The 19,592-nt window shown below is 68.9% G+C and carries 18 protein-coding genes; 10 read left to right on the forward strand and 8 right to left on the reverse strand.

Annotation, left to right across the window (positions count from 1 at the left end; translation table 11 throughout):
* The 4 genes from ACFTZB_RS26600 to ACFTZB_RS26615 all read right to left on the reverse strand — a co-directional run.
* Positions 1–410 (reverse strand): DUF1028 domain-containing protein (locus ACFTZB_RS26600; protein WP_378435693.1); only part of this gene is annotated, 410 nt, incomplete at its 3' end.
* The gene (locus tag ACFTZB_RS26605; protein WP_378435695.1) at positions 407–820 is read right to left on the reverse strand and encodes a RidA family protein; all 414 of its coding nucleotides are present in this window, start codon (positions 818–820) and stop codon (positions 407–409) included. The genes ACFTZB_RS26605 and ACFTZB_RS26600, both read right to left, overlap by 4 nt.
* Positions 817–2,277: a 4-hydroxyphenylacetate 3-hydroxylase family protein gene (locus ACFTZB_RS26610; RefSeq protein WP_378435697.1), complete on the reverse strand. Its 1,461-nt coding sequence runs from the start codon at positions 2,275–2,277 to the stop codon at positions 817–819. Before ACFTZB_RS26610 ends, ACFTZB_RS26605 begins: the two co-directional genes overlap by 4 nt.
* The gene (locus tag ACFTZB_RS26615) at positions 2,274–2,894 is read right to left on the reverse strand and encodes a flavin reductase family protein (protein WP_378435699.1); all 621 of its coding nucleotides are present in this window, start codon (positions 2,892–2,894) and stop codon (positions 2,274–2,276) included. Before ACFTZB_RS26615 ends, ACFTZB_RS26610 begins: the two co-directional genes overlap by 4 nt.
* A 192-nt stretch (positions 2,895–3,086) precedes the next feature.
* On the opposite strand from ACFTZB_RS26615, the gene ACFTZB_RS26620 reads away from it, so the two are divergent.
* The gene (locus ACFTZB_RS26620; protein WP_378435701.1) at positions 3,087–3,995 is read left to right on the forward strand and encodes a dienelactone hydrolase family protein; all 909 of its coding nucleotides are present in this window, start codon (positions 3,087–3,089) and stop codon (positions 3,993–3,995) included.
* On the opposite strand, the gene ACFTZB_RS26625 is transcribed toward ACFTZB_RS26620, so the two are convergent.
* On the reverse strand, positions 3,953–4,630 hold the full coding sequence (locus ACFTZB_RS26625; protein ID WP_378435703.1) for a hypothetical protein: 678 nt from the start codon (positions 4,628–4,630) through the stop codon (positions 3,953–3,955). The genes ACFTZB_RS26620 and ACFTZB_RS26625 overlap by 43 nt on opposite strands.
* Positions 4,631–4,749: 119 nt before the next feature.
* Between ACFTZB_RS26625 and ACFTZB_RS26630 the strand changes: the two genes are divergently transcribed.
* Positions 4,750–5,955 carry an enhanced intracellular survival protein Eis gene (locus tag ACFTZB_RS26630; protein WP_378435705.1) on the forward strand — a complete coding sequence of 402 codons (1,206 nt, stop codon included), beginning with the start codon at positions 4,750–4,752 and terminating at the stop codon, positions 5,953–5,955.
* Here the strand turns inward: ACFTZB_RS26630 and ACFTZB_RS26635 are convergent.
* From ACFTZB_RS26635 to ACFTZB_RS26645, 3 genes are all read right to left on the reverse strand, one after another.
* The gene (locus ACFTZB_RS26635; protein ID WP_378435707.1) at positions 5,952–6,878 is read right to left on the reverse strand and encodes a LysR family transcriptional regulator; all 927 of its coding nucleotides are present in this window, start codon (positions 6,876–6,878) and stop codon (positions 5,952–5,954) included. The genes ACFTZB_RS26630 and ACFTZB_RS26635 overlap by 4 nt on opposite strands.
* Before the next feature lie 85 nt (positions 6,879–6,963).
* A complete protein-coding gene (locus ACFTZB_RS26640) occupies positions 6,964–8,505 on the reverse strand; it encodes an APC family permease (RefSeq protein ID WP_378435709.1) in 1,542 nt (513 codons plus the stop codon).
* 200 nt (positions 8,506–8,705) lie between these two features.
* A complete protein-coding gene (locus ACFTZB_RS26645; RefSeq protein WP_378435711.1) occupies positions 8,706–9,323 on the reverse strand; it encodes a TetR/AcrR family transcriptional regulator in 618 nt (205 codons plus the stop codon).
* Between the two features lie 209 nt (positions 9,324–9,532).
* Between ACFTZB_RS26645 and ACFTZB_RS26650 the strand changes: the two genes are divergently transcribed.
* The 8 genes from ACFTZB_RS26650 to ACFTZB_RS26685 form a co-directional block, all read left to right on the forward strand.
* Positions 9,533–11,650 (forward strand): FAD-dependent oxidoreductase, encoded by a 2,118-nt coding sequence (locus ACFTZB_RS26650; protein ID WP_378435713.1) that lies wholly within the window; start codon positions 9,533–9,535, stop codon positions 11,648–11,650.
* Between the two features lie 11 nt (positions 11,651–11,661).
* On the forward strand, positions 11,662–12,027 hold the full coding sequence (locus tag ACFTZB_RS26655; protein WP_378435715.1) for a cupin domain-containing protein: 366 nt from the start codon (positions 11,662–11,664) through the stop codon (positions 12,025–12,027).
* Between the two features lie 26 nt (positions 12,028–12,053).
* Positions 12,054–13,547 carry an aldehyde dehydrogenase gene (locus ACFTZB_RS26660; protein WP_378435717.1) on the forward strand — a complete coding sequence of 498 codons (1,494 nt, stop codon included), beginning with the start codon at positions 12,054–12,056 and terminating at the stop codon, positions 13,545–13,547.
* A gap of 179 nt (positions 13,548–13,726) precedes the next feature.
* Positions 13,727–13,915 carry a GNAT family N-acetyltransferase gene (locus tag ACFTZB_RS26665; RefSeq protein ID WP_378435719.1) on the forward strand — a complete coding sequence of 63 codons (189 nt, stop codon included), beginning with the start codon at positions 13,727–13,729 and terminating at the stop codon, positions 13,913–13,915.
* Positions 13,916–14,087: 172 nt separating this feature from the next.
* Positions 14,088–15,074, forward strand: coding sequence for an isopenicillin N synthase family dioxygenase (locus tag ACFTZB_RS26670; RefSeq protein ID WP_378435721.1), 987 nt, complete (start codon positions 14,088–14,090; stop codon positions 15,072–15,074).
* A 189-nt stretch (positions 15,075–15,263) separates the two neighbouring features.
* On the forward strand, positions 15,264–16,646 hold the full coding sequence (locus tag ACFTZB_RS26675; RefSeq protein ID WP_378435723.1) for a dicarboxylate/amino acid:cation symporter: 1,383 nt from the start codon (positions 15,264–15,266) through the stop codon (positions 16,644–16,646).
* Positions 16,647–16,689: 43 nt separating this feature from the next.
* Positions 16,690–17,085, forward strand: coding sequence for a nitroreductase/quinone reductase family protein (locus tag ACFTZB_RS26680; protein WP_378435725.1), 396 nt, complete (start codon positions 16,690–16,692; stop codon positions 17,083–17,085).
* Positions 17,086–17,496: 411 nt separating this feature from the next.
* Positions 17,497–19,592: glutamate synthase central domain-containing protein (locus tag ACFTZB_RS26685; protein ID WP_378435727.1), on the forward strand; the 2,096-nt coding region annotated here is incomplete at its 3' end.

Consider the following 19,592-nt stretch of genomic DNA (forward strand, 5'->3'; position numbering starts at 1 on the left):
GGGGCCGTGCTCGACACGTAGCCGAACAGCAGCGACCGGATGACGCCTTCGTCGCGGAGCATGTTGCCCGCGACGGCGGCCCCGCTGCCCTGCGCGCTGCTGTGGATGCCCAGCGTCTGCGCGCCCGAGTGCACCGCGGTGCCGCCGTCCGCATCCACGACGACGATCTGCCGGTACTCCGGGAACTGCTCGTGCGCGAGTGCGGATTTCAGCGCGGCCTCCGCGTTCTCGCCCGACGCGAGCGCGTCCAGGCCGAGCGGTCCCAGCTGCGGATTGGTGACGTTCTGGGAGGCGACGACGCCGACGCCGGACCGCACGTGCAGGCAGCGCGACGCCACGGCGGGACTGGAGGAGCACACGACCATCCCGAACGCGCCCCCGGGGTCACGGGCGACGAGTGAGAACGTCATGAGCTGATCACCGCCGTCGCGTCGATCTCGACGAGCCATTCGGGCCGGGCCAGGGCGTCGACGACGATGCCGGTGGACACCGGGTGCACACCCGTCAGCCAGCGCCCGACCACCCGGTAGACGGTCTCCCGGTACCGGACGTCGACGAGGTAGATGGTGACCTTGACGACGTCCTCGAGGCGGCTGCCCGATTCCTTGAGCAGCATCGCGATGTTCGCCATCGCCTTCTCGGCCTGGGCCTCGACGTCGCCGATTCCGACGGACTCCCTCGTGTCGAGGTCCTGGCCGATCTGCCCGCGGAGGTACACGACGCCGCCGGCGACGACGGCCTGCGCGAGATCGTTGTCGAGGTTCTGTTCCGGGTACGTCTCGCGGGTGTTGAACGGGCGGATGCGGGTGTGGGTGGTCATGCGGCACCTCCGTCGACGTTGTCGGACAGCCCCGCCGCGGCCTTGACGAGGCCGAGCGGCCCGTCGAAGTCGAAGTTCCGGTACACGGCGGCGAGCTGCGCGAACGGCGGCGACTGGGCGAAGAGCTGGAACGTCAGCCGGTGTCCGGCGTAGTCGCTGTTGAGCAGGTCGCGGGCGAACGCGAGGAGCTTGCGACGGTCGTCGGCCACCCAGTTGTCGTTGATCGAGTAGAACTTCTCCAGCCACGGCGCGACGTCCGGGTCGGCGAACGTGGCGGCGTCCGGGGTGATGCAGATCTGGCCGCCGCACAGTTCGCGGGCGATGTGCATCATCGCGGGCAGCTGGCTGAGCGCCATCACCCGGCCGGTGTAGAGCAGGGACTGGTTGGGCATGAGCAGACCGCCGGGGCTGGGCTCGGCCAGCGAGATCGCGGCGGTGAGGTGGGCGTTGATCGTCTCCCGGTAGCAGGCGAGCTGGGCCAGCTTCTCCTGCACGGCCTGCTGCTTCTCGAGTCCGCTCTGCTTGACGTTCCACAGCGCCGATCCGATCATGAGGTCGGCGAGGTGCAGCGTGCGCTGCACGAACGGGAACGCGCTGTAGCGGTGCAGGGTGGAGCGAATGAATGTCGCGGCCCGGGTGTGCCGGTAGAACAGCACGTCTTCCCAGGGGATCTCGACGTCGTCGAACACGACGAGGGACTCGACCTCGTCGACCCGGTTGGCGAGCGGGTAGTCGGCGGCGGGTGCGCGGCCGGCGAACCCGTTGCGGGAGATGTACTTCAGCCCCGGTGCCCCCATGTCGAGCACGAATCCGACGGCGTAGTCGGACAGTTCACTGTTGCCCCAGTTCGCGATGGTCGGCTTGGTGAACGCCTGGTTGGAATACGCGGCGGCGGTCTCGTACTTGGCGCCGCGCACGACGATGCCGTTGTCGGTCTCCTTCACGACGTGCAGCAGCATGTCGGGATCCTGGTCCTGCGGGGCCTTGGACCGGTCGCCCTTGGGATCGGTGTTCGCCGACACGTGGAACGGATCCTCCCGGACCGACCGCTCGAGATGGCGGCGGATGTTCTCCGAGAAGCGCGGGTCCACCTCGTTGAGGACGTCCTGCCCGTCGAACAGCGACCACATCTCACCGATGGTCTCGTCGCCGACGCGGGTGACCACGCCTCGGGTGTCGTCCAGCACCAGGTCGACGGCGGCCCGCTTGTCTAGCCAGTCCTGCTGGGTGCGGGGCAGCTTGTTGGCGATGGCGTTGCGTTCACCGGAGTCGGGGTCGACGTAGGTCATCGCGTCCTGCGTGGCCTCGTCGTGCGCGAGGTCGTAGATGCGGGCCCGGACGTCGACGATCGGCTTGAACATGGGATGGTCGGCGACGTCCTTGACGCGTTCCCCGTCGACCCAGACCTCACGGCCGTCTCTGATGGACTCCCTGTATTCGTCACCGGTGCGGATCATGTCGTGCTCCTGGTCCTGGGCGCGGGGTGCGCGTCCGGGTAGTCGGGAAAGGTGGAAGGTTCGAATGCTGCGGGCTTGCTGTAGGTGCGGGACGCATAGACGAGCGGTTCCCCGGGGTGCGACTCCACGGCGGCGACACGCCCGATGTAGACGCGGTGGGTGCCGGCGTCGACGACCTCGTGGACGGCGCAGTCGAACGACGCGATCGCGTCGTGCACGCGGGGTGAACCGGATTCGGCGACGGTCCAGTGCCCGCAGGTGAAGTCCCACCGCTGCTTGCCGGGCCAGGGACGGCCCGCGAACGTGTCGGCGACGTGATCGTGCTGGGTGGCAAGCACATTGACGCAGAAGACGCCGTTCTCCGAGATCGCGTCGTTGACGGGGCTCCGTCCGTGGAGGCAGACCAGCACCAGCGCCGGGTCGGCCGACACGGAGCACATCGCGCTCACGGTCTGCGCGGCGCGACCGCCGGGACCGTCGGTCGCGACGACGGTGACCCCGGTCGCGACGGCGCCCATGGCCGTGACGAAGTTCGCGGTCGAGTTGTCCGGCACCGGTGGGGCCACCGATGTTCGGGCCGTCGTTTCGACGGCTGAGTGAGGGTCGGCGATCGGCATGACGGGCTCCTTTCTGTGTGCGGTGAGCGAGGAGTTCGTGCCGTGGAACCAATCTTGAAGTCCATGGCGAAATCTGTACAACACAGATAAGTGGAGCAGTGCATAACGAAAATCGATGCAGTGCGAACGGGTGACCCGCAGTGTTCGGACCAGCGATAATTCCTACATCAGCCGATGCGGACGGGGACAGCCATGACGCCACTGCAGCGCTACATCGCCGAAGAGATCGCGATCGACCACGCCGACGGTCTGCTGACGCGCAGGGAGGCGCTGCGCAGGCTCGGACTCGTCGGCCTCGGTGTGGCGGCGGCGACCTCCCTGCTCGCCGCGTGCTCCAGCGGCAGCGACGAGCAGTCGTCGACGTCGGCGCCTGCGACACCCGGTGGAGCGACACCCCCGCCGCCCGGAACGGCCGACGCCGTGGGCACCGAGGCCGTGACGTTCGCAGGCCCGGACGGACGGGTCCTGCAGGGCGCCTGGGCCGAAGCGGCCACGCCCCGCGGAACGGTGCTCGTGATCCACGAGAACAAGGGTCTCACCGACCACATCCGTTCGGTGGCGGGCCGATTCGCCGGTGCCGGCTACTCGGCGCTCGCCGTCGACCTGCTGTCGGAGGAGGGCGGGACGGCGACGTTCACCGACCAGGCCCAGGCCACCGCCGCGCTGGCCACCGTGCCGCCGGAACGCTTCGTCGCCGACATGAAGTCCGGGGTCGACGAACTCGGCCGCCGGGTACCGGACAAGAAGGCGGCGGCTGTCGGGTTCTGCTTCGGCGGTGGGATGGTGTGGCAACTCCTCGCATCCGGCGAACCGCGACTGGCCGCGGCCGTCCCCTTCTACGGTCCCCTACCCGAGGGCGCGGACTTCTCCGGGTCGAAGGCCGCGGTCCTCGCCATCTACGCGGAACAGGACGCGAGGGTGAACGCCTCCCGCGACGCCGCCGCCGCGGCACTCGCGAAGGCGGGGCTGCCGCACGAGATCGTCACCGTTCCGGGCGCCGATCACGCGTTCTTCAACGACACCGGGCCTCGGTACAACGCGACCGCGGCGGCGGAGGCCTACGAAAGAGTCCTCGCCTGGTTCGGCGAATACCTGGGGTGAGGCGGGCGCATCAGCAGCGCCGCCACCAGGAAGCAGACGGCTCCCACGAACGTCCCCAGGTCCGCGACCGTCGCATTCTTCAGCACGCCCGTGCCCGGCACGATGTACGCGCCGACCGCGGACACCCCGAACGCCACCGACCCGATCATGTTCAGCCAGGTGCTGCGCCAGTTGCGGGCGTGCGGATCCCACAGCTTGTCGGTTTCGGTGGTGGCCACCACCGCCAGACCGCTGGCGACCAGGAACGCCGTCGACCCGAAGAGGTCGGGCCGCCACCCCCACACCCGGTCCTGTTCGGCGGTGAGCCCCTGGATCAGAGCGACCGCCGTACTCACGTTGAACAGGAGGGTGCCGACGAACTGGATCAGCGCGGCCCACCAGTCGTAGCGTTCCACCCGGTGCGATTCCGCTCCGGGCACCGGTCGGCCGCTGAGCGACAACTGGATGAATCCGGCGGCGGTGAAGAACAACGATCCGACGAAGTAGGTGATGTTGTCGAGTTGCGGGCCGACCGCGTCGCCGTACACCCGCGTGGCCGCGAGTCCGAACAGGAAGGAGCCGATGACGAATCCCCAGGACTCCCGGCGCAGGCGCAGCACCCGGCGCGGCGCGGACGAGGTGCGGTCCTTCGACATCGTGACGTCCCCCTCACCCGTCGGCCCGGGTTCTCAGACTCTCCGAAGACCCGGGCCCGGTCAAGGCCGGGCGCGGAAATTCGGCTGCGAGTCCACGCGGGGTGTGCCAGTGTCGAACCATGACGAGCATCGGCGGAATCACGATCAGAACTGCGACCGAGCAGGACTGGCCGAAGATCGTCGTGCTCAACGAGATCTGCTTCGTGACACCGCAGACGGAGCAATTCACCGCCCACTGGAGGCAGCTCGTCAGCGGCGAACCACCGGTGATCGCACTGGACGGGGACGAGGTCGTCGGCGCGACGATGGACATTCCCATGACCGTCACCGTTCCGGGCGGCGGCAGCGTCGCGGCGGCGGGCGTCACCGCGGTCACGGTCGCGCCCACCCATCGTCGGCGCGGCGTTCTCCGCGCGCTGTACACCGAACACCACACACGGATCCGGGCGTCGGGCGTGCCGCTGTCGATTCTCACCGCCAGCGAGGGCGGCATCTACGGACGGTTCGGGTACGGACCCGCGACGGTCGAGTCGACGGTGAGCATCGACCGCCGGTTCGCCGTCCCGCACCCGAAGGCGCCGGACCCCGGCGGTGTGCGGATGGTCCATCCCGCGGAGGCCCGGCCTGCATTCACGGACGTCTACCACCGCTGGCAGCAGGTGACGCCCGGTGCGCAGGTGCGGCCGGAGATCGTGTGGAACCGGATCTTCGCCGACCGCGAGAGCGAGCGCGGTGGCGGCACAGCCTTGTTCGGGCTGGTCCACGACGACGGCTACGTGCTGTACCGCCGCGCCTCCGGCGACAACGGATCGTTCGCCCGGGTGGAGGAGATCCGCACGGTCACCGGCGACGCCCACGCCGCTCTGTGGCGGGCGATGCTCGGCCTCGACCTCGTGCGCCGCATCGAAGCGAACCTCACCCCCGAGGATCCGCTGCCCTATCTGCTCACCGACGGCCGGCTCGTGCGCACCTCCTCACGTCACGACGAGTTGTGGGTGCGGATCATGGACGTCCCCGCCGCGCTGGAGGCCCGCACGTTCCGCGGCGACCTCGACGTGGTGGTGCAGGTCGACGACGGGTTCCTGGACGCCGGCGGCACATTCGCCCTCACCGTCCGGGACGGCAAGGCCGTGTGCACACGGACCGACGCCGCACCGCACGTGGTCCTCGACCTCGACGTGCTCGGCAGCCTGTACCTCGGGGCGCACCGGGCGCGGACGCTCGCGGCCGCGAACCGGCTGTGGGCCGCCGACGCCGACGTCCTCGACCGGTTCGAGCACGCGTTCGGCTCCGACCGCGACGCCCAGATGGGCTGGGGGTTCTAGCCCGCCGTCCGTGCCTGTTTCGCGAACACGGCCCGCGCCCGCTCGGCGACGGCCCGGGCCCTCGCCGTGCTCCGGACCCCTTTGAGCCGGGCGAGGACGACGGGGAGTCCGGGAACGTCGTCGGCGATCGGCAGTGTCGCGACCCTCCCGCCGTCGTACGTCCGGCCCTCGGCGGGCCGCTGGTTCAGGATCGAGAAGCCGTGGCCGCGGGCAACGAGCCCCCGCACCGTTTCGTAGCTCGCCGACCGGTAGCGGACCATCGGGGTGACCCCGGACCCCGACAGCATGGCGAGGAAGTAGTCGCGGCTGCTCGGCAGGTCCAGCAGCACCATCGGTTCGCCCTCGAGGTCGGCGAGGGCGATCGCGTCGTGGCCGGCCAGCCGGTGGTCCGGCGGCAGGACGACGTGCGGTCGGGCGACGCCTAGTGTCTCCGTCTCCATGTCTTCGCCCAGCGCGAGGTCGTAGGTGAGGGCCAGTTCCGCGGTGCCGTTCCGCAACGCCGCCCGCACCGCCTCCGCCTGCGTCTCGACGACCTCCACCTCCAGGTCGGGATGCTGATCGCGCAGGTCCGAGATGAGCGTCGGGAGGATGAACGGGGTGAGGGTGACGAAGCAGGCCAGGCGCACCGTTCCCCGGACGGTGTCCTCGTGGCCGCGCGCCGCGTCGAGGACCTCCCCGAGATGGGCGAGGACGCTGCGGGTGTCGCGGAGCATCTCCTCCCCCGCCGCCGTGAGAACGAGCCCGCGGGACCGTTGCCGGATGAACAGCTGGGTGCCGATCTGGTGCTCGAGTTGGGAGATCGCCGACGAGACCGCCGACTGCGCGACCATCAGTTCGTCGGCGGCCTTCGTCATGCTGGAGAAGTTCGCGGCCTCGACGAAATACCTGAGCTGGGTGAACGTCACGTCGGGTCGTCGTTGCATGCGCGCTCCTCGGGATCTGAGGCCACCAGGATCGCAGGTCTCCGACCGGGGAGCCACCACGGCACCCGGGGTGGCCGCGACGCCGTCAGCGGACGTCAGCCTTCACGAGGTCGGGGTCCGGCTCCGATCCGGGGCCGTCCTCCCGCGCTGTGCGGGGGCCGCTCGCGGACCGCACCGACGCGCCCCGCACGTAGCCGACCGCCCCGAGGAGCGCCAGCACGGCCAGCGTCCCGAGGGTGAACAGTTCGAACGTCCCCTGGCTCACGCCCCAGATCTCCGTGAAGTCGTAGTCCAGGCCGAACACCGATTCCAGCGTGCCGGGGAACACCGCCACCCAGGAACCGAGCAGCACCCAGGCGAAGCAGAGGCCGCCGAGGATGCGGAAGCCGACGTTCCCGGTGGGCACCCGGAAGGGCCGCGCGACGTCCGGGAACCGGGTGCGCAGCCGGACCGCGGACGGGATGACGATCAGGTAGCTGAGCAGGAACGTCGAGATCGAGATCGTCAGCACCACCGCGAAGATGGAACCGCCGGACCCGGTGATCTGCATCGCCGCGATCATGAAGACGGTGGCGACGACTCCGGACAGGAAGTTGACGCGCACCGGCGTTCCGAGGCGGGGATGGAATCGGCCGAAGAACCCGCCGAAGAAGGCGCCGTCGGCGGCGGCCATCGCCTGCATGCGGTCGCTGATGATCATCCACGCCGCCCCTTGGGTCATCAGGATCACGGCGAAGATCACCCCGGTGACGGTCAGCATGGCGGGCGCGGCGGGTCCGTACACGCTGTACACGGTCGCGACCGCCTCGAGGAGGCCGCCGACACCGGTGATGTCGTCGGCGGGCACGACGAGGAGGATCGCGAAGATCGGCAGCAGGTAGGACGCGGCGGCGATGCCGCAGGCGCGGGCGATCGAGATCGGGACGTCTCGGGCGGGGTTCTTCATCTCCCCGGCGGCGCTGTTCCCGGATTCGAAACCGAGGTAGGAGAACAGCAGCAGCGGTGTCACCCCGAGGAGCCCGGTGAGGGTGGGGCTGAAGTCGCCGGCGGAGATGCCGGCGAAACCGTTCTTCGCGGCATAGATCCCGGTGGTGACGAGGAAGAACAGCAGGAAGACGATCTTCAGGAACGCGCCGACCGTCGGAATCCATTTGCCCCGTGCGAGACTCACCACGGCCGCGAGCACCGTCAGCCAGATGAAGACGAGCTTGAACAGGTAGTCCGTCACCGACCCCTCCTCGAACGCGGTGACGTAGTGGTTCCACGTCTCGGCGGCGATGAACGCCATCGACCCTCCGACCCACACCGGCTGCGTCACCCACGTCAGCAGCGACGCGAGGGCCGCGAGCGGCCGGCCGAACGCTCGCCGGACCCACACGTAGACGCCGCCCTCACCGGTGAACGTGCTGCCGATCTCGGCGAAGATCAGGCCGTACGGCAGCAGGAAGAACACCGCGAGAACCAGTGCCCAGGTGAAGGTCTCCGCGCCGAACGTGGAGACCTGGCCGAGAACCTCGACCGACACCACCGCCGCGACGATGAGGAAGACGATGTCGAAACGGCCGAGGGACTTCTTGAGGTGTCGTGTCTGTTCGTCCGCCAGGGCGGTGGGGGTGTTGTCGCTCATCGATGTACCTCGTTGCTGGAGTCGATAGGAATGCGCTTGCGCGTTACCGTGTTTCGGCCGGAACGGTGTCGGTCTTCGGCGGCAACGGTGCAGTGATGCCGGTCACTACTCTCGTCCGCACCCGGCAAATCTGTACAGCACAAAGATCCGAGGTAGTGCATCAGTTCTGCAGATGCCAAGACTCCGGTGAATCCCTGCGACTAGTCCGCGGCGAACTCGGCGATGGAGCACGACAGCACGGTCTCGAGGTAGCGGAGGACGCTGTTCCGTGCAGTCCACGGCTCGATGCGCCGGTTCCGCGCGATGATGTGCAGGCCGTAGGCGTCCTCGAGGCTCACCGCGGTGCGGGCGATCTCCTCGGTGGGCATCGACGGCGTGAACACGCCCTGGGACCGGCCGATCTCGAGCACCGTGCTGTACAGCGACACCTCCAGGTCGAACAGCGTCGACAGCAGCGCGGAGTGCGTCGCGTTGCGGCTCGCGTGGAGATGCAGTTCGTAGAGGACCGTGCACAACGGATCGTCGGCGGCATCGGGGACACCCAGTCGCACCGTGGTGCGCAGCCGCTCGACCGGATCGGCGAGATCTTGCACCGCGTCGTGCCTGCGCCGGTAGAACCGGTCGACCGCGTGCTCGTGCACCTCGACGAGAAGATCCTCGAGCGACGGGTAGTAGTAGCTGACCAGCCCCGCCGACAAGCCCGCCTCCTCCGCGACATCCTTGATGCGCAGCCCCGTCATGCCCCGCTTGGTGATCGCGGTGGTGGCCGCCGAGACCATCTCACTGCGCCGGACTCCCTGCCTCTTCGGACGTGCCATGACCACCATTATTGATGAACTTCATCAATAAACAAGTCGCGATCGTGGCGGTATTTCTCCCACCGAGCCTGGACTTTCACAACCCCATCGGCAATTATTTGAGACAAATCGCAAAGAATCGCCGTCTCGGCGACAGTGGAACGGCCGGCCAGCCGAGCGCGCAGGCCACCACAGCGAGCCCACTCCCCGTCTCCAGTCAGGAACCCACCGTGCGTGATCCGCGATACGACATCCTGTTCGAACCGGTTCAGATCGGACCGGTTACCGCCCGCAACCGGTTCTTCCAGGTCCCCCACTGCAACGGCATGGGCTACCGCGACCCCTCCGGCGAGGCCTACATGCGGCGGGTCAAGGCCGAGGGCGGCTGGGCGGTCGTCTGCACCGAGCAGGTCGAGATCCACCCCACCTCGGACATCGGCCCGTTCATCGAACTGCGCCTGTGGGACGACCAGGACCTGCCCGCCCTCACCAGGATCTCCGAGAAGATCCACGAAGGCGGTTCTCTCGCCGGCATCGAACTCGCCCACAACGGCCTCAACAGCCCCAACCTGATCAGCCGCGAGACCCCGCTCGGCCCGCAGAATCTGCCCGTCGTCTCCTGGAACTACGACCCGGTCCAGGCCAGGGAGATGACCAAGTCGGACATCGCCGACCTCCGGCACTGGCACAAGGAGGCGGTGCGCCGGTCGTTGAAGGCCGAATACGACATCGTCTACGTGTACGCCGGGCACGCGATCGGCGGCCTGCACCACTTCCTGTCCCGTCGCTACAACAACCGGACCGACGAGTACGGCGGCAGCCTCACCAACCGCGTGCGCCTGCTCCGCGAGATCCTCGAGGATTCCCGCGAGGTCGCCGACGGCACGGCCGCGGTCGCGTGCCGCATCTCCGTCGACGAACTCCTCGGCGACGAGGGCATCACCCGCAGCGAGATCGAGGACGTGATCGGCCTGCTCGGCGAGACCCCGGACCTGTGGGACTTCGTGCTCGGCAGCTGGGAGGACGACTCCGTCACCTCACGGTTCGGACCCGAGGCGGAGCAGGAACCGTATGTCCGGGGACTGAAGCAACTCACCACCAAACCCGTCGTCGGTGTCGGCCGTTTCACCTCGCCCGACACGATGCTGCACCAGGTCAAGAGCGGCATCCTCGACTTCATCGGGGCGGCTCGCCCCTCGATCGCCGACCCGTTCCTTCCCCGCAAGATCGAGGAGGGGAACCTCGAGGACATCCGGGAGTGCATCGGCTGCAACATCTGCGTGTCCGGTGACTTCACGATGTCTCCGATCCGCTGCACCCAGAACCCGACGATGGGCGAGGAGTTCCGTCGCGGCTGGCACCCGGAGCGGATCAAGGTCCGGTCGAGCGAGTCGAACGTGCTCGTGGTCGGGGCGGGTCCCGCCGGCCTCGAGGCCGCGCGCGCTCTCGGGCAACGCGGCTACACCGTGAGCCTCGCCGAGGCGAGCCGCCAACTCGGTGGCAGGGTGACCCGCGAGTCGAAATTGCCCGGGCTGTCCGCCTGGATCCGGGTGGTCGACTACCGGCAGCAGCAACTCCGCACGTTGTCCAACGTCGACGTGTTCATGGAAAGCGAGATGACCGCCGACGACGTCATCGACAACGACTTCCACCACGTCGTCGTCGCCACCGGCTCCAGTTGGCGCCGCGACGGCGTCGGCCGGTGGCACACCCACGCGGTGCCCGTCGACGACCACGCCGACGTCCTGACACCGGACGACGTGATGGCGGGGCTGCGACCCGCGGGCAACAAGGTGGTGCTCTTCGACGACGACCACTACTACCTCGGGGCGGTCGTCGCCGAACTCCTGGCGAATGAGGGGTTCGACGTCACCCTGATCACGCCGGCCGCGCACGTGTCGCAGTGGACGACGAACACCATGGAAGTGCTCCGGATCCGCAAGCGAATCATCAAGGCCGGAGTCCACGTTCAGGTGAACCGTGCCGTCACCGCGATCACCCCCGAAGGTGTCCGCACGGTGTGCGCGTTCACCGGCGACGAACAGTTCTTCGACGCGGACGGCGTCGTCCTCGTCACCGCCCGGCTCCCGCACGACGGACTGTTCCACGACCTGCAGTCGCGCGAATCCGAGTGGGCCGCCGCCGACCTGCGCAGCGTCCGCGGCATCGGCGACGCCTGGGCGCCGTCCACCATCGCAGCGGCCGTCTGGTCCGGGCACCGGTACGCCGAGGAACTCGACGAACCGCCCGCGCCGGGCCCCGTCGCCTTCCGCCGGGAAGTCACAGGCCTGTCGATCGAACCCGTCAGCACACTGACGATCCCCCCGCTCGCCAACGCACAGAATTGAGGAACACCGCCATGACCGCAGTACACCCGATCCCCACAGACGCCGAGAACGTCGCGGCGATGACCCCCAGCGCCTACGTCACCGCGGACACGCTCCGGGCGGGCGATCCGCAGGAACACGAAATGGTCCACCTGAGCAGCGGCGACGAGAAGTTCACCGTCGGCACGTGGCGCGCCGAGCCCTACCGCGAGTTCATCGAGTCCTATCCGGGCGACGAATACACCCGGGTCCTGGAGGGTTCCGTGACGTTGACGGCGGACGACGGGGTCGCCCACACCTTCGGCCCCGGCGACGCGTTCACCCTGGCCAGAGGGTGGCGCGGGGAGTACCGCGTCGACGAACCCCTGCTCAAGCAGTTCGCGATCTACGTTCCCTGACAACACTTTCGAGCACGAGGATGACGATGACCGATCCGACCACACTCGACGACTGGACGGCGCTCGCCGCGACGATCACACCGCGCCGCGAACTGTTCGTCGACGGCGCGTTCCGTCCCGCGAAATCGGACGAAACCTTCGATTCGATCAATCCGGCGACCGGCGAACTACTCGCCCGGGTGTCCGCCGCGGACGCCCCCGACGTGGATGCGGCGGTCCGGTCCGCGCGGGAGGCGTTCGACTCGGGCATCTGGTCGCGCAGCCCGGCGTCGCACCGCAAACGGGTCCTGCTCCGGCTCGCCGAGCTGATCCTCGAGCACCGCCACGAGCTCGCCCTGCTCGACACCCTCGACATGGGCAAGCTCGTGGTGGAGGCGCTGACCGTCGACGTCCCCTCGGCCGCCGCACTTTTCACGTTCTACGCCGAGGCGCTCGACAAGATCGGCGGGGAGATCGCGCCCACCGATCCTGGAAGTCTCGCGCTCGTCTCCCGCGAACCGCTCGGTGTCGTCGCCGCCGTGGTGCCGTGGAACTTTCCGCTCGATCTGGCGGTGTGGAAGCTGGCGCCCGCCCTCGCCGCCGGAAACAGCGTCATCGTCAAACCCGCCGAGCAGGCCCCGCTGTCGGTGCTGCGTCTGGCCGAACTCGCCGCCGAGGCGGGCCTGCCGGACGGCGTCCTGGGTGTTCTTCCCGGTCTCGGCGCCGCCGCCGGCGCCTCGCTGGGCCTGCATCCCGACGTCGACGTCGTCGCCTTCACCGGCTCCACCGAGACCGGGAAGAGGTTCCTCCGGTACGCGGCGGACTCGAATCTGAAGCAGGTCTGGCTCGAATGCGGCGGCAAGAGCCCGAATCTCGTGTTCGCCGACGCCGATCTCGACGAGGCCGTGGAGAAGGCCGTGTTCGGCGCCTTCTACAACCAGGGTGCGGTGTGCTCCGCCAACTCCCGGTTGCTGGTGCAGGAGTCGGTCGCCGAGCAGGTCACCGACGCCCTCGTCCGCCGGGCGTCGTCGATCCGGCCGGGCAACCCGCTCGACCCCGGGTCCACGCTGGGTGCCATCGTCGACGAGAAGCACACCCGGACGGTCGCCGGTGTCATCGAACGCGCCCGCCCGGGCAGCCGGGTGTTGCTGGGCGGCAACCGGACCACCGTCGACGGCCGGGGTTGCTTCCTCGAACCGACGATCCTGGGCGACGTCGCCCCGACCGCCGAGGTCGTGACGCAGGAGGTGTTCGGACCCGTCCTCACCGTCCAGACGTTCACCGACGAGTCCGACGCCATCCGCATGGCCAATGACAGCATCTACGGGCTGGCGGCGTCGGTGTGGACGGAGAACCTGAATCGGGCCCACCGCGTCTCCTCCGCGCTGCGGGCGGGGACCGTCTCGGTCAACACCGTCGACGCCATCAGCGCGCAGACCCCGTTCGGCGGGTTCAAACAGTCCGGTTTCGGGCGCGACCTGTCCCTGCACGCGATGGACAAGTACACCGGGCTGAAGACGACGTGGATCCGGCTGCGGTGACGCGCGGGCGAACGTACCTTTCGGCGCGCCCGCGGCGCCCGGAGGTACATCCGCCCCGGAACGTGGCACCCCACACCGGCCGGTCGAGCCGCTGAGCTGGCGCCATGTTCGCCCTCGTCCCTCCGGAACCAGATCCGCGATTGCGTTGTGCCACAGCACTTCATGGCAACACCTCCACGATGGAGGCGATCACGGTACGCCGGCTCGCCGCGGCCGACTGGGAGGCGGTGCTCCGGATCTACTCCGAGGGGATCGCGACGCGACGGGCCACGTTCGAGACGGCGACCCCGACCAGGTCGGAGCTGGATACACGCTGGCTCGACGGGCACCGGTGGGTGGCCGAGGTGTCGGGGGCGGTGGCCGGGTGAGCCGCCCTCTCCCCCATATCCTCGCGGCGGTGCTTCCGCGGGGTCGCCGAGAATTCCGTGTACACCGCCCGGGAGTTCCGCGGGGAAGGCGTCGGCACCTGGCACGACAGCGTCCTGCTCGAGCGCCGCCGGGACGCCTGACACGGCAGCGCCCCGGGGATACCGTGGAGGAATGCTCCCCATCGTCGATCTCGCCGAACTGGACACACCGGCCGGGCGGGAACGGTTGCGGGAAATCACCCACCACGTGGGCTTCTTCTACCTCGACGGGCACGGCGTGGACCGGGAGTTGCTCGACCGCGTGTTCACGGTCGCACGGGCGTTCTTCGCACTGCCCGAGGACTCCAAACAGTCCATCGCGATGCTGAACAGCCCGCACTTCCGCGGCTACAACCGCCTCGGCGGCGAGCTGACCAACGGTGAGACCGACTGGCGCGAGCAGATCGACATCGGGCCGGAACGGCCACCGATCCCCGGCGCCGGGGACTACCTGCGCCTGCAGGGGCCCAATCAGTGGCCCGGCGACCTTCCGGACCTGGAGAAGACGATCGAGGCACTCGACGCTGCGCTCGCCGACGTCGGGATGCGACTGCTACGGCACTGGGCCGCGTCGCTCGACGCCGATCCCGCGACCTTCGACGACGCGTTCGCGCACGCCCCCGCCACCCTGATCAAGGTGGTCCGCTACCCGGCGCGGCCGAGCGCGGACCACACCGGTGAGCAGGGGGTGGGCGCCCACAAGGACTCGGGTGTGCTGACCATGCTGCTCCTCGAACCGGGGTCGTCGGGACTGCAGGTGGAGACCGAGGACGGCGACTGGATCGACGCGCCCGCGCGGGCGGGGTCATTCGTCGTGAACATCGGCGAACTGCTCGAGGTCGCGACCGGTGGTTACCTCCGGGCCACCCGGCATCGGGTGCTCACGCCCGCCGGTGCGCCCGAGCGATTGTCGGTCCCGTACTTCCTCAATCCCGCTCTCGACGCCACGGTCCCGGTGATCACCCTGCCACCGCATCTCGCCGCGCGAGCCCGCGGAATCGAGGACGACCCGGCGAACCCGCTCTACAACACGTACGGCGAGAACGCGTGGAAGAGCCGCACCCGCGCCCACCCCGACGTCTACGCACGCTGGTATCCGGACGAGGCGGAACCGGGGTAAAACTCCCGCCACCACCGGGAGTAATGTTCCCGCAGTGTTGCTCCTGACCTCTCGGCGTTACGTCGACCTCCGCCTGCAGGCGAGTGCCATCTGTCCGCGCTCGCGCTGACGCACCGCATCACTCAGGACTCTCTCGCCGTACCCGCCCCACCGGGCGCAGTCTCACGGCCCCATGCGAAAGGCACACCCATGCCCAGCCCCGCGCTGTCCACGCGCGCCGAGACCACCTCTCGGCGCCGACTCCCCCAGTGGGCCACGTCGTTCGGCCCCCAGATCGTCACCGGACTCGTCGTCGGCGTCGTCCTCGGTCTCGTCGCCCGCGCCATGCCCGTCGCCGCCGACGGCAACGAGAACTGGCTCGTCGGAACCGTCCACACGATCGGTTCCAGCTATGTGAAATTGCTTACCGTCGCGGTGATTCCGCTGGTGTTCACGGCCATCGTCAGCTCGATCGCCAACCTGCGCGAGGTGGCCAACGCCGCCCGCCTGGCCGTGCAGACGCTGCTGTGGTTCGCGATCACCGCGTTCATCGCCGTGATCATCGGGATCGTCGTCGGGTCGATCACCCAGCCCGGAGCCCGCACCGGCGTCAGCGCCGCCACCGAGAAGGCGCCCGGCACCACCGGTTCGTGGTGGGCGTTCATCACCGGACTGGTCCCCAGCAACTTCCTCGGACTGAACGCGAAGACCACCGTCGCCGACGGCGCGGCCAGCACGTCGCTGAGCTTCAACGTGCTGCAACTGCTCGTCGTCGCGGCCGCGATCGGCATCGCCGCCCTGAAGGTCGGGGCGAAAGCCGAACCGTTCCTGCAGTTCAACGCATCGCTCCTCGCCATCGTGCAGAAGGTGCTGTGGTGGATCATCCGTCTCGCACCGATCGGGACCGCGGCACTGATCGCGAACGCCGTCGCCACGTACGGCTGGGACGCCATCGGCTCGCTCGGCTGGTTCACCGCCGCCGTGTACGCCGGCCTGGCCATCGTGTTCTTCGTCGTCTACCCCGTCCTGATCCGCGCGCACGGACTGTCCGTGCGCGCCTTCTACTCCGGCGTGTGGCCCGCAACACAACTCGGCTTCGTGTCGCGGTCGTCGATCGGCACCCTGCCCCTCACCGAGCGGGTCACCGAACGCAATCTCGGTGTCCCCCGCGAGTACGCGTCGTTCGCCGTGCCGCTCGGGTCGACCACCAAGATGGACGGCTGCGCCGCGATCTACCCGGCGATCGCAGCGATCTTCGTCGCCGAGTTCTACGGTGTGCCTTTGTCGTTCACCGACTACCTCCTGATCGTCGTCGTGTCGGTCATCGGTTCCGCCGCCACCGCGGGCACCACCGGAGCCACGGTCATGCTGACGCTCACGCTGTCGACGCTGGGGCTCCCCCTCGCCGGTGTCGGCCTGCTGCTCGCGGTCGAGCCGATCGTCGACATGGGCCGCACCGCGGTGAACGTCACCGGCCAGGCGCTCGTCCCCACCATCGTCGCCAAGCGGGAGGGCATCCTCGACGAAGCCCGCTACAACGCCGAGCGCACCGGCGACCCGTTCGAGGACGACGACACGGTCGCCGCGGCGTAGCGAACCCTCGACGAGAGCCTTCCCCACATGGAAGGCTCTCGTCATGGCCGACCTCAGCGCGATCAAACGACGGCTCGTCATGCAGTTCCAGCGGCACGTCGCCAATCCGCTCACCGCGCGACTGTCGAGCCAGACCCTGCTCGAGACCACCGGCCGGGTGAGCGGCCGGCCCCGCGTCACACCGATCGGCGGCCGGCGCACGGGCACCGAGTTCTGGCTGGTGTCCGAGTTCGGGGAGAAGTCGAACTACATCCGCAACATCCGTGCGAACAATGCCGTTCGCCTGCGGATCCACGGCCGGTGGCACACCGGCACGGCGACACTGCTGCCCGACGACGACACGAGGGCGCGGCTGGCCCAGCTGCCCCGGATGAACAGCACCGCCGTCCGCGCGGTCGGCACCGACCTCCTGACGGTCCGGATCGATCTCACCGACTGAGCGGCCGAGACCCCCACCGACGCCCACCGAATTGCCATCCGCGGACGCAATAGCGTCAGCGTCTGACCAAACTCTGTGCATCTACGGACCAGTCAGTCCGAACGGCCGTTCGGGTATGCACGTTTTGCGGCCTGGCCAGGTGTGATGTTCACAACTACGCGTTCGGCCTGCACGCCGGGCGCGGATTTGCTACCGCTCGTCGCGCTGGAGCCGAGCAGCTTGCAGATCGGACTTAGCCTCGGCTAATCTGCGGTTTCGCGTGGACATGCCAAAGTCCGCATTTCAGACAACGACGTCTGCCTCACCGGCGCATCGGTACGGGGCCGGTTCTCTGCCGTGATCCTCTCGCCGACGCCACCCGTGCGCCCAGCACGGACCCCTATTCGGCGAGTATCGCGAGGAGACAGTCGGTTGAACACGAGTGCCACCGAGTCCGGCCTGTACGACAGGACGCTCGACAAGAGCAGCTGCGGCGTGGGCTTCATTACCCGCAAGGACGGCATTCAGACCCACGACGTCCTCCTCCGCGGCCACGAGGCCCTGTGTGCCGTTCCTCACCGCGGTGGCATGTCCGCCGAGGGTGTCGGCGACGGCGCCGGCGTGTGCGTCGACCTGTCGGTGCCGTTCTTCCGCGCCCTGACCGGTGACGGCGACCTCGAGGCGGGCCGCTTCGGGGTGGGCAACTTCTTCCTCCCCACCGACGTCGCGTTCCACGGCGACGCGGAGGCCGTCATCGAGCGGGCTCTCGCCGAGCAGGGGTTCCGGGTGCTGCTCGAGCGCGACGTGCCCGTCGACGCCACCGTGCTCCGGCCCGCCGCGATCCGGCACCAGCTGCCGATCCGGCAGTGGGTGTTCACCGCACCCGACGCGTGCGCCGACGAGGCCGAGTTCGACCGCCGCATCCACGACGCCCTGCTCGCGATCGAGGCCGTCGCGTACACCCAGCCGGATCTGGCCGGGCTGTACCCGCTGTCGCTCAGCGCGCGCACCCAGGTGCTCAAGGGCCGCCTCAACTCGAACGAGGTGATGCCCTACTTCCAGGACCTCGTCGATCCGGCCCACGCCATCCACACCCTGTACTTCCACACCCGGTTCTCCACCAACACCGACCCGCATCCGACGATGGCGCAGCCGTTCCGTCTGATGGCGCACAACGGTGAGCTCAACACCGACAAGAAGAACCGCCTGTCCGAGACGGCGCTGGCCCGTGCCCGCAACCGGGAGATCGTCCGCCCGCACGGTCAGTCGGACAGTTGCCGCCTCGACCAGACGCTGCAGAGCCGCGTCGTGGAGGACGGTCTCGACCTGGTGACCGCCGTCGTGTCGATGATGCCGCCGGCGTGGGAGAACGATTCCACGCTGGCGCCCGAGGTGCGGGCGATGCTCGAGTACTTCTCGCTGTACGAGGAGAAGAACGACGGTCCGGCCGCGTTGATCTTCGGCGACGGCACCGTCGTCGGCGCCCGGCTCGACCGGCTCGGTCTGCGTCCGCTGCGTTCGGTGGAGACGGACGAGTACCTGTGCGTCACGTCGGAGGCCGGGCAGATCGACTTCGACCCCGCCACCGTGCTGCACCGCGGGCGCATCGAGGCCGGCGGCATGCTGTACTTCGACCACCGCGTGGGCCGCTCGTACTCCACCGACGAGGCGCTCGAACTGCTCGCCGCCCGCAGCGACTACCCGACGCTCGTCGCGGAAGCGCGCCGGACCATCGAGGCGCTGCCCGAGGTCGAAGCCGAGCCGGGTCCGTTGCGCTACAACGGCGACCTGGAGCGCACCCAGCGGTACGTCGCGTACTCGCACAACCAGGAAAGCTTCAAGTTCATGATGGACCCGATGCTCGCGTCGGGTCAGGAGAAGATCTCCGCGATGGGCTACGGCAACGCCATCAACGCCCTCTCCGATCAGGAGGGTGGTGTCGCGAAGTACTTCTCGCAGCGTTTCGCGCAGGTGACCAACCCGTCGCTGGACAGCATCCGTGAGGCCGACGGCATGACACTGCGCGTCGCGCTGGGCGCCAAGCCGAACAGTGGCGCGCAGTCGGCCCCGCAGATCGTGGTGCCCTCGCCGATCCTCACCCACATGGACATGCTGCGGATCCGCAAGCAGCCCGAGACGCCGGTGCAGCGGTTCCCGATGCTGTACACCCCGGTGCACGGTGACTCGGCCGCCAACGCGGCGGCGCTCGAGGCCGCGGTCGACGGGCTCTGCGACGACGTCGAGGCGTTCGCCCGCGAGCAGGGCGGCATCGCGATCCTCACCGACCGGCACGTGGCCACCGACCGCGCCGCGCTGCCGATGATCGTGGCGATCTCCGCGGTCAACCAGCGGCTGATCGAGGAGGGCCTGCGCCTGCGGGTCTCCGTCGTCGCCGAGAGCGGTCAGATCTCGTCCTCGCATCACGTCGCCGCCGCCCTCGGATTCGGCGCGGCCGCGATCTACCCGCTCGCCGTCCGTCTGCGCGCCGAGGAGAAGTTCGCCGACGACGCCGACCAGGCGTTCAAGCC

The sequence above is a fragment of the Rhodococcus sp. NPDC057014 genome, from assembly GCF_042673295.1.
Classification (GTDB): Bacteria; Actinomycetota; Actinomycetes; order Mycobacteriales; family Mycobacteriaceae; genus Rhodococcus_F.